Genomic DNA, 13,572 nt, shown 5'->3' with positions numbered 1-13,572 from the left:
ATGCTCGGCTACATCCTGCGGCGCCTGCTGGCGACGATTCCGGTCCTCGTGATCGTCGCCGTCCTCGTCTTCCTGATGCTGCGGCTGACGCCGGGCGATCCGGCGGCCGTCATCGCCGGCGACAACGCCACGACCGAGCAGATCGGGCTGATCCGCAACCGGCTCGGCCTCGACAAGCCGATCCTGACGCAGTTCCTGATCTGGGCCGGCAACCTGGCCCAGGGCCAGCTCGGCGAAAGCTTCTTCTTCAAGAAGCCGATCGGCGAACTCATTGCCGGGCGCATCGAGCCGACGCTGGCGCTCGCCTTCGCGACGATGCTGATCGCGATCTGCGTGGCGATCCCGCTGGGCGTGCTCGCCGCCTACAAGCACGGCTCCTGGATCGACCGCATCGTCATGGGGTTCTCGGTGCTGGGTTTCTCCGTGCCGGTCTTCGTCATCGGCTATGCCCTGATCTACGTCTTCGCGATCACGCTGGGCTGGTTCCCGGTGCAGGGCTACCAGCCGCTCTCGGGCGGGTTCGGCGGATTTCTGCAACGACTCGTGCTGCCGGCGGTGACGCTGTCGGTGATCTATATCGCGCTGATCGCGCGGATGACGCGGGCCAGCGTGCTCGAGGTGTTGAGCGAGGACTATATCCGCACCGCCCGCGCGAAGGGACAGGTCGAGCGCAAGATCCTGTTCCGCCATGCGCTGAAGAATGCGGCGGTGCCCATCGTCACCGTGGTCGGCATCGGTATCGCGCTTTTGATCGGCGGTGTGGTGGTGACGGAAAGCGTATTCGCGATCCCCGGGCTTGGGCGCCTCACGGTCGATGCCGTGCTGGCGCGGGACTATCCCACGATCCAGGCCGTGATCCTGCTGTTCTCTGGCGTCTATGTCGGCATCAACCTGCTGATCGATCTTGCCTATAGCCTGTTCGACCCGAGGATCCGCTATTGAGTGCCGAACCGACCATCCTTGCCGCCGTCGCGGCCGAGCCGGTTGCTCCGGCGCGGACGGTGCTGAAGCGGCTCGTGCACAACCCCGTGGTGCTGATCGGCGGCGGCGTGCTGCTGCTGATGGCGCTGCTCGGCCTGCTCGCGCCCTGGCTCGGCACGCTCGACCCCACCGCGATCAATCCGGCGACGCGAAACAAGGTGCCTGGCTTCGAGCGCACGATCCGCGCCGATGATGGCTCGACGACGCAGTTCAAGCACCGCATGGGCACGGATTCGCTCGGCCGCGACGTCTATAGCCGCGTCGTCTACGGCGCCCGCGTCTCGCTGCTGATCGCAGTCTCAGTCGCCTCGGTCTCGATCGCGGTCGGGCTCCTGATCGGGCTCATCGCCGGCTATGTCCGCCCGCTCGACGGCATCATCATGCGCGTCATGGACGGGCTGATGGCGATACCGGGCATCCTGCTCGCCATCGCGGTCGTCTCGCTGTTCCGCAGCGGCCTGACGGCGGTGATCATCGCCATCATCGTGCCCGAGATACCTCGCGTCGTGCGGGTCGTGCGCTCGATCGTGCTGTCGGTGCGCGAGGAGCCCTATGTCGAGGCGGCCATCATGGCCGGCACGCGCTTGCCCAAGCTGATGGTCCGCCACATCCTGCCCAACACCATCGCGCCGCTGATCGTGCAGGGCACCTTCATCGCGGCCTCGGCGATCCTGGTCGAGGCGATCCTGTCCTTCCTCGGCATCGGCATACCCCCGGAGATCCCGACCTGGGGCAACATCATGGCCGAGGGGCGCAATCTCTTCCGCGTCTTCCCGCACAACATCCTGTATCCAGGCATCTTCCTCGGCATCACCGTGCTGGCGGTGAACATGTTGGGCGATGGCCTGCGCGATACGCTCGATCCCAAGATGGCCGGACGATGAGAGATGGCCGGACGATGAGCAACGCCCAGACCCCTGTCCTCGAAATCACCGGCCTGAGCATCGCGCTGCCGGGCGGCGGAGACCGGGCGCGCGCCGTCGACGACGTCTCGATCAGCGTCGATGCCGGCGAGATCGTCTGCGTCGTCGGCGAATCCGGCTCGGGCAAATCCGTCACCGCCTTTTCCGTCATGGGCCTGCTCGCCAAGGTGCTGAAGCCGATCGCGGGTGCGATCAGGCTTGAAGGCGAGGATTTGCTGACGGCGTCGCCACAGCGGCTGCGGGCGCTGCGCGGCGACCGGATGGCGATGATCTTCCAGGAGCCGATGACGGCGCTGAACCCGGTGCTGACGATCGGCGACCAGATCGAGGAGGTGCTGCGCATCCACACCGATCTCGGCCCGGCCGAGCGGCGCGCGCAGGTGCTCGCGATGCTGGAGTCGATGCGCCTGCCCGAACCCGAGAGGATGCATGCCTCCTATCCGCACCAGATCTCCGGCGGACAGCGCCAGCGTGTGATGATCGCGGCTGCGCTGATCCTCGACCCGGCGCTGCTGATCGCCGACGAGCCGACCACAGCGCTCGACGTGACGACGCAGGCGCAGATCCTGCGGCTCATCAAGGACATGCAGAGCCGGCGCGGCACCGGCGTCCTGTTCATCACCCATGATTTCGGTGTCGTCGCCGAGATCGCCGATCGTGTCGTGGTGATGGAGAAGGGCCGCGTGGTCGAGCAGGGGCCCGCCGCCGATATCCTGACGCGGCCGCAGCATCCCTACACGCAGATGCTGATCGCCGCGGTGCCCAGCCTGAAGCCGGCGCAGCGCAAGCCGGTGCTCGGGCCGCTGGCGCTGGAGACGGCGGGACTCGGCAAAACCTACAGCTCCAAGGCGCTGTTCCGGGCGGAGCGCGTCGTGCATGCGGCGAAGGACGTGGCGATCCGGGTCCGGCGCGGCGAGACGGTCGGCATTGTCGGCGAATCCGGCTCGGGCAAGACGACGGTGGCGCGCTGCATCGCGCGGCTGATGCCGCCGAGCGTGGGCTCGATCCTGGTGCCTGACATCGACATCGCGCAACTGCCCGAAAGGCGGCTGCGGCCCTATCGTCGCAAGATCCAGGTCGTGTTCCAGGACCCGTTCCGCTCGCTCAATCCGCGCCGCACGGTCGGGGCCTCGATCGTCGAGGGGCCGATGAATTTCGGCCTGAGCGGCACTGACGCGATGCAGCGGGCGCGCGACCTGATGGCGCTGGTGGGATTGCAGCCCAACGCGCTCGAACGCTATCCGCACCAGTTCTCCGGTGGGCAGCGCCAGCGCATCGCGATTGCGCGCGCGCTGGCGATGGAGCCGGAGATCCTGATCGCGGACGAGGCGGTCTCGGCGCTCGACGTCTCCGTGCAGAAGCAGGTGCTGGCGCTGCTCGCCGACGTTCAGGAGCGCTTCAACCTGGCGATCCTGTTCATCACGCACGACCTGCGGGTGGCGGCGCAGATCTGCGATCGGATCGTGGTGATGGAGAAGGGCGTCATCGTCGAACAGGGGGCGACCGCGCAGGTCTTCTCCGCGCCGGCGCATGCTTATACGCGCGCGCTGATCGAAGCCGCGCCCGGGCGCGATTTCGCCACTGGCACCGCGGCCGTTGACGCTGCGCAGGCGTGACCGGATAGTCCGCTTCTTTCGAACCTCAGAGAAGCGACCGCCCATGGACGACGAAATCCACTACTCCGTCGATGCTGGCGTCGGCACGATCACGCTCAATCGCCCGCAGGCGCGCAACGCCCTGACCTTCGCGATGTATGAGCGGCTGGCGGAAATCTGCGGTGATCCCGCAGCCCATGGCGCGCCGAAGGTGCTGATCGTCACCGGCGCGGGCGAACAGGCCTTCGCGGCGGGCACCGACATCTCCCAGTTCCGCGCCTTCGCCACGCCGGAGGACGCGCTCGCCTATGAGAGCAAGATCGAGCGCGTGATCACGGCGATCGAGAGCTGTCCGATCCCGACCATCGCGGCGATCTCTGGCGCGGTGACGGGAGGCGGTGGCAGCATCGCCTGCGCCTGCGACCTCCGGATCGCGACGGAGTCGGCGCGTTTCGGCTTTCCGATCGCGCGGACGCTCGGCAACTGCCTGTCGATGGCGAATTATGCGCGGCTTTCGGCGCTGCTGGGGCCGGCGCGGGTGAAGGACATCATCTTCACGGCGCGGCTGATCGGAGCCGATGAGGGCCATCGCATCGGCCTCTTCAACGAGATCGTCGCCGACCATGCTACGCTGATGGCGCGGGCGCGGGAGCAGGCCGCGACGATCTCCGGTCATGCGCCGCTGACGATGCGGGCGACGAAGGAGGCGCTGCGCCGGCTCGCCAAGGCCGCCGTGCCGGACGACGGGGACGACCTCGTGGTGATGTGCTACGGCAGCGCCGATTTCCGGGAGGGCATGGAAGCCTTTCTCGGCAAGAGGCCGCCACGGTGGCAGGGTCGGTAACGCGGATCTCTCCGCTGCGGCTGAGGCCGGGTTTACGCCCGGCGCCGGAATCCCCTATATCCCCGGCGAACGGGAGCGAGAGCGGCATTGCCGGCGTCTTTGAGATTTCTGGTTACCGGGGGCGCGGGCTTCATCGGCTCGGCCGTGGTGCGCAAGCTGATCGCGGAAACCGACCATAGCGTCTGCGTCGTCGACAAGCTGACCTATGCCGGCAACATGGCCTCGCTGGCAGCCGTCCGCGGCGATGCGCGTTTCCGCTTCGAGCGGGCCGATATCGGCGATGGCGAGGCGATGCGGGCGATCTTTGCGTCGTTCTCGCCCGACATCGTCATGCATCTGGCCGCTGAAAGCCATGTCGACCGCTCGATCGACGGGCCGGCGGCTTTCATCGACACCAACATCGTCGGCAGCTTCGTGCTGCTGCAGGAGGCGCTGCGGCACTGGCACGGTCTCGATGGCGAGCGGCGGCAACGCTTCCGCTTCCATCATATCTCGACCGACGAGGTCTTCGGCTCGCTGGGGGCGGAGGGCTTCTTCCGCGAGGACACGGCCTATCAGCCGACCTCGCCCTATTCGGCCTCCAAGGCTGCGTCCGACCATCTCGTTCGCGCCTGGCACCACACCTACGGTCTGCCGACGCTGGTCACCAACTGCTCGAACAATTACGGGCCGTATCACTTCCCCGAAAAGCTGATTCCGCTGATGATCATCAACGGGCTCGAGGGCAAGCCGCTGCCCGTCTATGGCAACGGCGCCAATGTGCGCGACTGGCTGTATGTCGACGACCATGCCGATGCGCTGCTGCTGGTGGCGGCAAAGGGCATGCCCGGACAAACCTATGCCATCGGCGGGCATAACGAGATGGCCAATCTCGACGTGGTCCGGACGATCTGCTCGCTTCTGGACGCGTTGCGCCCCGATCCGGCCGGCCCGCATGAGCGGCTGATCACCTATGTCACCGATCGGCCGGGCCACGACGCGCGCTATGCCATCGACGCCGGCAAGATCGGCCGCCAGCTCGGCTGGGCGCCGAAGCAGAGTTTCGAGAGTGGCTTGCGCCATACCGTGGAATGGTATCTGGCCAATGCCGGCTGGTGGGGCGATATCCGCTCCGGCGTCTATCGCGGCGAACGGCTCGGCGCGGGCTGAACGGCCCGGGTCGCCAGAGGAAGGCCAAAGCATGCTGCATGTCGAAGCGACCGCGCTGCCCGATGTGAAGATCATCCGATTGAAGAAGTTCGGCGATCACCGCGGCTTCTTCTCGGAGACCTATAGCCGCAAGGCTTTCACAGAGGCCGGAATCGACCATGATTTCGTGCAGGACAACCACTCGCTCTCGCCGGTCGTCGGCACGTTGCGCGGCTTGCATTTCCAGTCGCCGCCCTTTGCGCAGGACAAGCTGATCCGCGTGCCGCGCGGACGCATCCTCGACATCGCCGTCGATATTCGCGCGTCCTCGCCCGATTTCGGCAAGTCCGTCGCCGTCGAACTCTCCGCCGAGAATTGGCTGCAAGTGCTGGTGCCAGCCGGCTTCGCCCATGGCTTCGTCACGCTCGAGCCCGATACCGAGGTGCTCTACAAGGTCAGCGCGCCCTATGCGCCGGCCCATGACCACGGGCTGGCCTTCGACGATCCAGCGCTTGGCATCGATTGGGGGCTCCCGGCCGAGCGGCTGATCCTGTCCGACAAGGACCGCAAGCATCCGCGCCTCGCCGATCTGCCGCGGTATTTCGCGTGAGAATCGTCGTCACCGGACGCGAGGGGCAGGTCGCCCGGGCGCTGGTTGAGCGGGCTGCCGGAGCCGGTGCGATGCTGGTCGCGGTGGGACGGCCCGAGCTTGATCTGGAACGGCCGGAGACGATCGGCCCAGCGCTGGCGGCAGCGCGGCCGGATGTGATCGTCAACGCCGCCGCCTACACCGCCGTCGATCTCGCCGAAAGCGCGGAGGCGACGGCGCTCGCCGTGAACGGGGCTGGCGCCGGAGAGGTCGCCGCTGCCGCCAGCAGGCTCGGCGTGCCGGTGATCCAGATCTCGACCGATTATGTCTTCGATGGCGGGCTCGGCCGGCCCTATCGCGAGGATGACGCGACCGGGCCGATCTCCGCCTATGGCCGCTCCAAGCTCGCGGGCGAACAGGCGGTGGCTGCGGCAACGCCGGACCATGCCATCCTGCGCACCGCCTGGGTCTACAGCCCCTTCGGCCGGAATTTCGTCCGGACCATGCTGCGGCTGGGGACGGAGCGCAGCGAGGTGGGGGTGGTCGCCGACCAGATCGGATCGCCGACGAGCGCGCTCGACATCGCCGACGCGGTTCTGGCGGTGGCGCGCAATCTCGTTGAGCGGCCTGACGACGCTGCTCTGCGAGGCATCTTCCACATGGCCGCACAGGGCGAGGCGAGTTGGGCCGAGGTCGCGGAAGCGGCGTTCGCGGATGCGAAGGCGGCAGGGCGTAAGCCGGTGCAGGTCAAGCGCATCGCGACCTCGGATTACCCGACACCGGCGCGCCGACCGGCCAATTCCAGACTGGATGGCGCCAGGCTCGCTTCCATCCACGGCGTCAGCTTGCCGCATTGGCGCGGGTCGCTGACGACCTGCGTGGCGCGGCTTCTCACTGATGAACGGGCAGGGCAGGGATCATGAAGGGAATCATTCTGGCGGGAGGCTCGGGCACCCGCCTGCACCCGATGACGCTGGCGATCTCGAAGCAGCTTCTGCCGGTCTACGACAAGCCGATGATCTATTATCCGCTGACCACGCTGATGCTGGCCGATATCCGCGAGATCCTGATCATCTCGACGCCATCAGACCTGCCGCATTTCCAGCGACTGCTCGGCGACGGCTCGGAATGGGGGCTGAGCCTCACTTACGCTGAGCAGCCGCATCCCGGCGGGCTGGCGCAGGCCTATCTGATCGGCGCGGATTTCGTTTCGGGCGAGCCCTCGGCGCTCATCCTCGGCGACAACCTCTATTACGGACACAGCCTGACCCAGATGATGCGCCAGGCGCGCCAGCGCGAAAGCGGTGCCACTGTCTTCGCCTATCAGGTGCGCGATGCCCAGCGCTACGGTGTCGTCTCCTTCGATGCGCAGGGCAAGGCGATCTCGATCGAGGAGAAGCCCAAAGTCCCGCGCTCGAACTGGGCCGTGACGGGGCTGTATTTCTACGACGCGCAGGTCGTTGAGATCGCGGCCGGGCTGAAGCCGTCACAGCGCGGAGAGCTTGAAATCACCGACGTCAACCGGGTCTATCTCGAACGCGGCCAGCTCTCGGTCGAATGCATGGGGCGCGGTTTCGCCTGGCTCGACACCGGCACGCCCGACAGCCTGCTCCAGGCCGGGGAGTTCGTCAGGACGCTGGAAAGCCGCCAGGATTTGCGCATCGCCTGTCCGGAGGAGATCGCCTGCCGCCGGGGCTGGATCGATGTCGGCCAGCTCGAAGCCTTGGGCGGCAGGCTCGCCAAGAGCGATTATGGCCAGTATCTGCTGCGGATGGCGGCCGAGATTGGCCAGATGCCGGAGGGCCGGAGGCGATGACGATGGTTGCCATGCCGGAGGCCGGTGCGCTTGCGCCGATGGTGTTCTTCGACCGCGACGGCGTCCTCAACGAGGAGGTCGATTACGCGTTTCGGATCGACCAGATCGTCTGGGTGCAGGGTGCCTTCGCGGCGGTGCGCCGGCTGAACCAGCTCGGCTATCGCGTCGTCGTCGTGACCAACCAGTCGGGTGTCGGCCGCGGTTTCTATACGGAGGAGGATGTGCGCATTCTCCATGTCGAGATGAACAGGATCATGGCGGAGAACGGGGCGCGGATCGATGCGTTCTACTACGCTCCGCATCATCCGCAGGCGAACGTTGCCGCCTATCGCGTCGACCATGAGGATCGCAAGCCCCGGCCGGGCATGCTGCTCAAGGCGATGCAGGCGTTCCCCACGCAGATGCAGCGCTCCTTCCTGATCGGGGATCGCATGACCGATCTCGAAGCGGCGAAGGCAGCCGGAGTCGCCGGCTTCCTGTTCAAGGGCGGCGATCTCGATGCGTTCGTTGGGGAGTGTCTCGCTGCCCTATGAGGCGGCGACGGCGTCGAAGAAGCCGACCGGCCCCATCTGGCCGCCTTTCAGCACGATATCGAGCCCATCGAGGCGCGGATCGTCGCTATGGGTCCGGCAGAGCGGGGCGCCGGGCACCAGCGCAGCGCGATAGGACAGCCCCCAGATATCGAGCGACTTGACCGCGAGGCTCGACGTATCGCCACCGGCGACGACGAGGCGGCCGATGGTGGCCTTCGTCATGATGCTGCCGAGCAGGCGAGCGGTGGCGAGCGCGACGGTCTCCATGTTGCCCGGAGCCTGCGAAGGCCGGTTGGTGACGAGCATGACATGCCGGCGGGCCGACAGGCTGGCATGCGCCTCCTGCTCCAGCGCAAGGCTGTAGGCCGGCTCCGACAGCAGGCTCGCCGTATCGATCCCGATGCGCTCATAGGCCGTGGAGGCTTCGACCTGCGCGCGTGTCACCGGCGAGAGACTGCCGACCAGGGCAAGCACCGGGCCAGTGCGGCGCGATGAAGCGTCCGACACGACCTGTCCCCGCCGCTGGCCCGGCCAGGAGGCGGCCAGCGCCTGGGCGACGCTGCTCGGGCCGATGGCGAGCATCGGGCCGTTGTCCATCTGTCGCCGCAATAGCCGACCGATGATGGCAAGGTCGTCGCTGCGCGCGACATCGAGGAGGATCGCATCGGGAGCGGAGGCGAGGGCGGTTGCAAGCTTCGCCTCGGCGTCCGTGGCCTCGTAGCTGCGGTAGTCGACGAGCGCGATCCGCTCCAGCCCCTGCGCCGCCAGGTGCCGGCGCAGATCGGCCTCCGCCATCGGCGTGACCGGATGGACGCTCATGGTCGGGTGGCGGTCGATGCGATGGACCGGGCCGCCGCTGCCAGCCGCCGCGAAGAGAGTGCCGAACAGGCAATAGCGCCCGAGATTGGGCTGGCCGCCGATGATCGGCAGGAACGGGTTGGCGAAGTGCGGGCGCAGGGCTCGCACGGCCGCGCCGATGCTGCCGACATGGGGTGCGCTGTCGAAGGTCGAGCAGCATTTGTAATGGAGGATTCCGACGCCCGCTTCGGCGAAGAAGCGTCCGGCCGCGTCGAGTTCTGTCGCCATCGGCTCAGGGGCCATCGCGCGCGTGGCGCCGGCGATGCCGATCGCATCGAGCGGACCTGCCGCTATCAGTTGCTCCGCCGTCGGGATGTGGAGGAAGAGCAGGGCGCGAATGTCGCGCTCGGCCAGCGAGGCGAGCGTATCGGTCGCGCCGGTGAAATCGTCGCCATACCAGCCATAGGACGGGTTCGAGGCCATCGCGCGGCTCAACCCGCGACCTTGCCGAAGAAGTCTAGAGCCTGACGCAACTCGGGATGGGCCGTGGCCGCCTCTGCCAGCGATGTTCCGGCCGCGACCGCCTCCCAAGCCTGGCGGATGCTGGCGACGCCGGCGGCCGGGCCGCCGGGATGGGCCAAGATGCCGCCGCCGGCCATGAAGAGCAGGTCCGAATGGCTGATCGCGTCGAAGGTCGGCTGCGCCGTGCCGGCCCATTGGCCCGACGAGAACGCCGGCAGGACCCGGTCGTCGAGTCCATCGCTGAGCGGTGTGACGCAATCCCTGGCCGAGGTCACGACCTCCTCGTCCTCCTGCGCGAACTTTCCCTGCAGGCCGTGGACATGCATGTGATCGACGCCGGCCAGCCGCCAGAGCGTCTGGTAGGCCTGGAAGGAGATGCCGAGAAGCGGGTGGCGCGACAGGGCTCCGAAGCCGTTGCGGTGGCCGTGCAGAGCGAGATCGGTCGCGCGGCGCAGGGTCTCGATCGCCGAGAAGCCGCACCAGTTCAGGCTCGCCATGACGCAGGTTCCGCCCTCGCGCGCCACGAGATCGGCATGACGCTTCATCGCGTCTGTCTCGTCGGTGATGTTGAAGGCGATCATCACTGCCTTGCCGGAGCGGTCCTGATGGCGGCGGACGACCTCCATCACGGCGGGAACGCGCTCGGCCAGCGGCGCATGGACGGGATCGGCCGAAATCTCGTCGTCCTTGATGAAGTCGAGTCCGGCTGCACAGAGCTTGCCGACCAGCGCGGCGGTCTCTTCGGGGCTCAGGCCGACATTGGGCTTGATGATCGAGCCGACCATCGCACCTTCCATCACGCCCGTCAGCGCGCGCGTGCCACTGATGCCCTGGCGCGGCATCTGGAAGCGACGCCTGAACGAGGCCGGCAGGGTGATGGTGTCGAGCCGCAGGCCTGTGACCTCGCCGAGATCGTAGAGATTGCCGGCGACGATCGAGGCCAGCGTCGCGAGATTCGCGCCGACATTGTCGACGGGGAAGGAGATCGCGATGCGGGCACGGCGCCAGGGGCCAGCGATGCCCTTTTTCGCCAGCCAGGCATTGGGCAGGCTGGGGGAGGCGGTGGCCTCAAGCTCCTCGACGTCAGTCACGACGGCGCGGGTGCGGCTGCGCAGTTCGTCGGTCTCGCCGGCGACGCGGGTGAAGGTGCCGCTCGACTGCTCGCCGGCCATGACCTCGGCGACCTTTGCCGGGTCGAGAGGGGTCTCGATCAGGTAGGTGGCCTGGAAGCGGTCTGTGGTCATGTCGTTAGTCCTGCCTATTCGGATGCCGTCATTCTCGGGCTTGACCCGAGAATTTCATGACCAGAGGCCACTGGTTTCCGAGGTGGTCGGGTCAAGCCCGACCATGACGCGCCCGGTGCTTTGCGTCAGAGCTTGCTCAGATCCGGGAAGGGACGCACCGGATCGCTGCCGTCCCAGGTCTCGCTGGCCTCGCGGATCAGGCGGAACATCTCGCCCTTGGGGCCGGCGACCTCGGACAGTTCGATCACTGTGCCGGGGTGATAATGGGTGTCGAAATAGCAGAAGCGGCCACGCTCGCCGACCTCACCCGACATCACCACCTCGAAGCCCTGCGCCGTCAGGCGTTCGAGATCGGCATCGTAGTCCGAGGTCCAGTAGGCGACGTGCTGCAGGCCTGAGTGGCCGGCATCGGTGAAGTCCTTGTACATGGACGGCACGGCGTTGCGGCACTGGATCAGCTCGATCTGGAGCGGGCCGGAATTGGCCAGCGCGACCGAGTTGTGCGGCTCGTAGCTCTCGCCCTTGTAGCGGTAGTTTTTGATCGGCACCTTCGGATTGTAGAAGAACGGGCCGACGCCGAGCACGCGGCTCCAGTAATCCATCGCCGCCTCGATGTCGGGGACGACATAGCCGGCCTGGCGGATCTGGCCGAAGAAGCGGCTCATGGCAGCACCCTTGTGATTGTCGGTTGATGAGAGATCAGAATTTCAGGAAGCCGGTCGAGAACCAGGGCACGGCGGCGACGACGATCAGGCCGAGGAACAGGGCGAGCATGTAGCCGCCGATGTATTTCAGGCCCTCGTCGGGATTGACCTTGCTGATCGCGCAGGCACCGTAATAGCCGACGCCGAAGGGCGGGGCGAAGAGGCCGATGCCCATCGCGAAGACCACGACCATGGCGTAGTGGACCTCATGCACACCGATCTGCTTGGCGATCGGGAACAGCAGCGGGCCGAAGAGCACGATAGCCGGGATGCCCTCGAGCACGCTGCCGAGGATGATGAAGGCGACGATCGAGATCGCCAGGAAGCCCCAGGTGCCGCCCGGCACGGCGGCCATGGCGCGGGCTAGATCCTGCGAGAAGCCCGATTGCGTCAGGCCCCAGGCCATGGCGGTGGCGCATCCGACGATGAAGATGATCGCGCCGGTCAGCGAGGCGGTGTCGGCCAGCATGCGTGGCAGGCGGCGCCAGTCGAACTGGCGGTAGAGCAGCAGCCCCGCCAGCACCGAATAGGCGATGCCGATGGTGGAGACTTCGGTCGCGGTTGCCACGCCTTCGACGACGGCGGCGCGGATGACGAAGGGCAGGGCGATGGCCGGAAGCGCGATCAAGCAGAGCTTGCCGATCTGGCCCCAGGAATGCCTGACGACATGGCCGAGATCCTCGTCGCGATTGCGCCACCAGACGACGAAGCAGAGCGCGATGCCGAGCACGAGCGCGGGCACCATGCCGCCGGTGAACAGCGCCGCGATCGAGACGCCGGTGACCGAGCCGATGGTGATCAGCACGATCGAGGGCGGGATCGATTCCGTCTGCGCGCCGGTGGCGGAGAGCAGCGCCACGAGATCGCCGGGCTTGGCGCCGCGTTTCTTCATCTCGGGGAAGAGCACCGGGGCGATCGCCGCCATGTCGGCGATCTTCGAGCCGGAGATGCCGGAGACCAGATACATCGCGCCGACCAGCACATAGGACAGGCCGCCGCGGACATGGCCGAGCATGGAGGCGAGGAACTGGATCATCGCCCTGGCCATGCCGGTCATCTCGATCAGGGCGCCGAGGAAGATGAAGAGCGGCACGGCGAGCAGGATGAGATGGCTCATGCCCTCGTCGAGCCGGCCGACCATGACGATCAGCGGCGTCGTCGTGGTGCAGGCGAGATAGCCGAAGGTGGCGAGCGCGAAGGAAAAGGCGATCGGCACGCCGGAAAAGACGTTGAGCGCGACGACGCCGACGAAGAAGACGACGAGATTGAGCTTGCCGAGCGGCTTCAGCGTCGGGCCGGCCAGCCAGAACAGCAGCACGAGTGCGGCCGTGATGCCGATCGCCAGCAGGACCGGCTTGAGCGAGCCGAAGCGCAGCAGTCGGAAGCTCGCCGCCAGCAGCATCAGCCCCATGCCGACCGGAATCGCCGCCGCGCGCCAGGCATTGGTGATCTCAAGCGCAGGTGTGACGATGAAGGTCTCTTCCTCGGCATATTCGAACGCATGCGGCAGGATGAGGAGAAGAAAGGCGATGGCCGCCGTGATCGCCAGCGCCTCCAGCAGGGAGCGGGTGGCGGGCGAGACGCGGCTGACGAGGCCGGTCATGCGCATGTGCTCGCCGCGCCGCAGCGCGACGACGGCGCCCAGCATCGAGAGCCAGAGGAACAGGATGGAGGCCAGTTCGTCCGACCAGACCAGCGGGGCGTGGAAGACGTAGCGGGCGGTGACGCCCGCCGCGAGGATGCAGATCTCGATCAGGACGAGCGCCGCCGCGATGGCCTCGACGCCCGTGCCGACGACATGGTCGAGACGGTTGGCCAAACGGCCGATCCCGGTCGTCGGGATCGGCGGAGAGGCGGGCAGGGTTGCGGTATGGGCATTCATCGCAGAGGCGCTT

The 13,572-nt window shown here is 67.1% G+C and carries 13 protein-coding genes; 9 read left to right on the top strand and 4 right to left on the bottom strand.

Features of this window, described 5'->3' with window-relative positions; translation table 11 throughout:
• The 9 genes from AE618_RS06960 (at position 1) to AE618_RS06920 (ending at position 8,409) form a co-directional block, all read left to right on the top strand.
• Entirely contained in the window at positions 1–942 is a 942-nt protein-coding gene (locus AE618_RS06960) for an ABC transporter permease (protein WP_054208332.1), read from the top strand.
• Complete coding sequence (locus AE618_RS06955) at positions 939–1,865, top strand: ABC transporter permease (RefSeq protein WP_432704492.1); 927 nt, start codon at positions 939–941, stop codon at positions 1,863–1,865. The genes AE618_RS06960 and AE618_RS06955 overlap by 4 nt, the downstream gene beginning before the upstream one ends.
• 14 nt (positions 1,866–1,879) lie before the next feature.
• Entirely contained in the window at positions 1,880–3,520 is a 1,641-nt protein-coding gene (locus AE618_RS06950; protein WP_054208331.1) for an ABC transporter ATP-binding protein, read from the top strand.
• 43 nt (positions 3,521–3,563) lie between these two features.
• Positions 3,564–4,343, top strand: a complete 780-nt coding sequence (locus AE618_RS06945; protein ID WP_054208330.1) for an enoyl-CoA hydratase/isomerase family protein — start codon at positions 3,564–3,566, stop codon at positions 4,341–4,343.
• A gap of 99 nt (positions 4,344–4,442) precedes the next feature.
• Positions 4,443–5,492 (top strand): dTDP-glucose 4,6-dehydratase, encoded by a 1,050-nt coding sequence (gene rfbB, locus AE618_RS06940; RefSeq protein WP_054208329.1) that lies wholly within the window; start codon positions 4,443–4,445, stop codon positions 5,490–5,492.
• Between the two features lie 31 nt (positions 5,493–5,523).
• Positions 5,524–6,081 (top strand): dTDP-4-dehydrorhamnose 3,5-epimerase, encoded by a 558-nt coding sequence (gene rfbC / locus AE618_RS06935; RefSeq protein ID WP_054208328.1) that lies wholly within the window; start codon positions 5,524–5,526, stop codon positions 6,079–6,081.
• On the top strand, positions 6,078–6,983 hold the full coding sequence (rfbD, locus tag AE618_RS06930; protein WP_054208327.1) for a dTDP-4-dehydrorhamnose reductase: 906 nt from the start codon (positions 6,078–6,080) through the stop codon (positions 6,981–6,983). Before rfbC ends, rfbD begins: the two co-directional genes overlap by 4 nt.
• Positions 6,980–7,876: a glucose-1-phosphate thymidylyltransferase RfbA gene (rfbA, locus tag AE618_RS06925; RefSeq protein WP_054208326.1), complete on the top strand. Its 897-nt coding sequence runs from the start codon at positions 6,980–6,982 to the stop codon at positions 7,874–7,876. Before rfbD ends, rfbA begins: the two co-directional genes overlap by 4 nt.
• Positions 7,873–8,409: a D-glycero-alpha-D-manno-heptose-1,7-bisphosphate 7-phosphatase gene (locus AE618_RS06920; protein WP_248310781.1), complete on the top strand. Its 537-nt coding sequence runs from the start codon at positions 7,873–7,875 to the stop codon at positions 8,407–8,409. The genes rfbA and AE618_RS06920 overlap by 4 nt, the downstream gene beginning before the upstream one ends.
• Here AE618_RS06920 and AE618_RS06915 read toward each other — a convergent pair.
• The 4 genes from AE618_RS06915 to AE618_RS06900 all read right to left on the bottom strand — a co-directional run bounded on the left by AE618_RS06915 (position 8,404) and on the right by AE618_RS06900 (position 13,559).
• Positions 8,404–9,690, bottom strand: coding sequence for a four-carbon acid sugar kinase family protein (locus AE618_RS06915; RefSeq protein ID WP_054208325.1), 1,287 nt, complete (start codon positions 9,688–9,690; stop codon positions 8,404–8,406). The two genes, AE618_RS06920 and AE618_RS06915, sit on opposite strands and share 6 nt — an antisense overlap.
• An 8-nt stretch (positions 9,691–9,698) precedes the next feature.
• Positions 9,699–10,973 carry a ribulose-bisphosphate carboxylase large subunit family protein gene (locus AE618_RS06910; protein WP_054208324.1) on the bottom strand — a complete coding sequence of 425 codons (1,275 nt, stop codon included), beginning with the start codon at positions 10,971–10,973 and terminating at the stop codon, positions 9,699–9,701.
• 125 nt (positions 10,974–11,098) lie between these two features.
• Positions 11,099–11,638, bottom strand: coding sequence for a VOC family protein (locus AE618_RS06905; RefSeq protein WP_054208323.1), 540 nt, complete (start codon positions 11,636–11,638; stop codon positions 11,099–11,101).
• A 34-nt stretch (positions 11,639–11,672) separates the two neighbouring features.
• Positions 11,673–13,559, bottom strand: a complete 1,887-nt coding sequence (locus tag AE618_RS06900; RefSeq protein ID WP_054208322.1) for a TRAP transporter large permease subunit — start codon at positions 13,557–13,559, stop codon at positions 11,673–11,675.
• Positions 13,560–13,572: the final 13 nt, after the last annotated feature.

The organism is Allobosea vaviloviae (genome assembly GCF_001298265.1).
GTDB lineage: Bacteria > Pseudomonadota > Alphaproteobacteria > Rhizobiales > Beijerinckiaceae > Allobosea > Allobosea vaviloviae_B.
The sequence above is the reverse complement of the archived record's forward strand: the minus strand, read 5'-3'. Positions and strand labels throughout refer to the sequence as shown.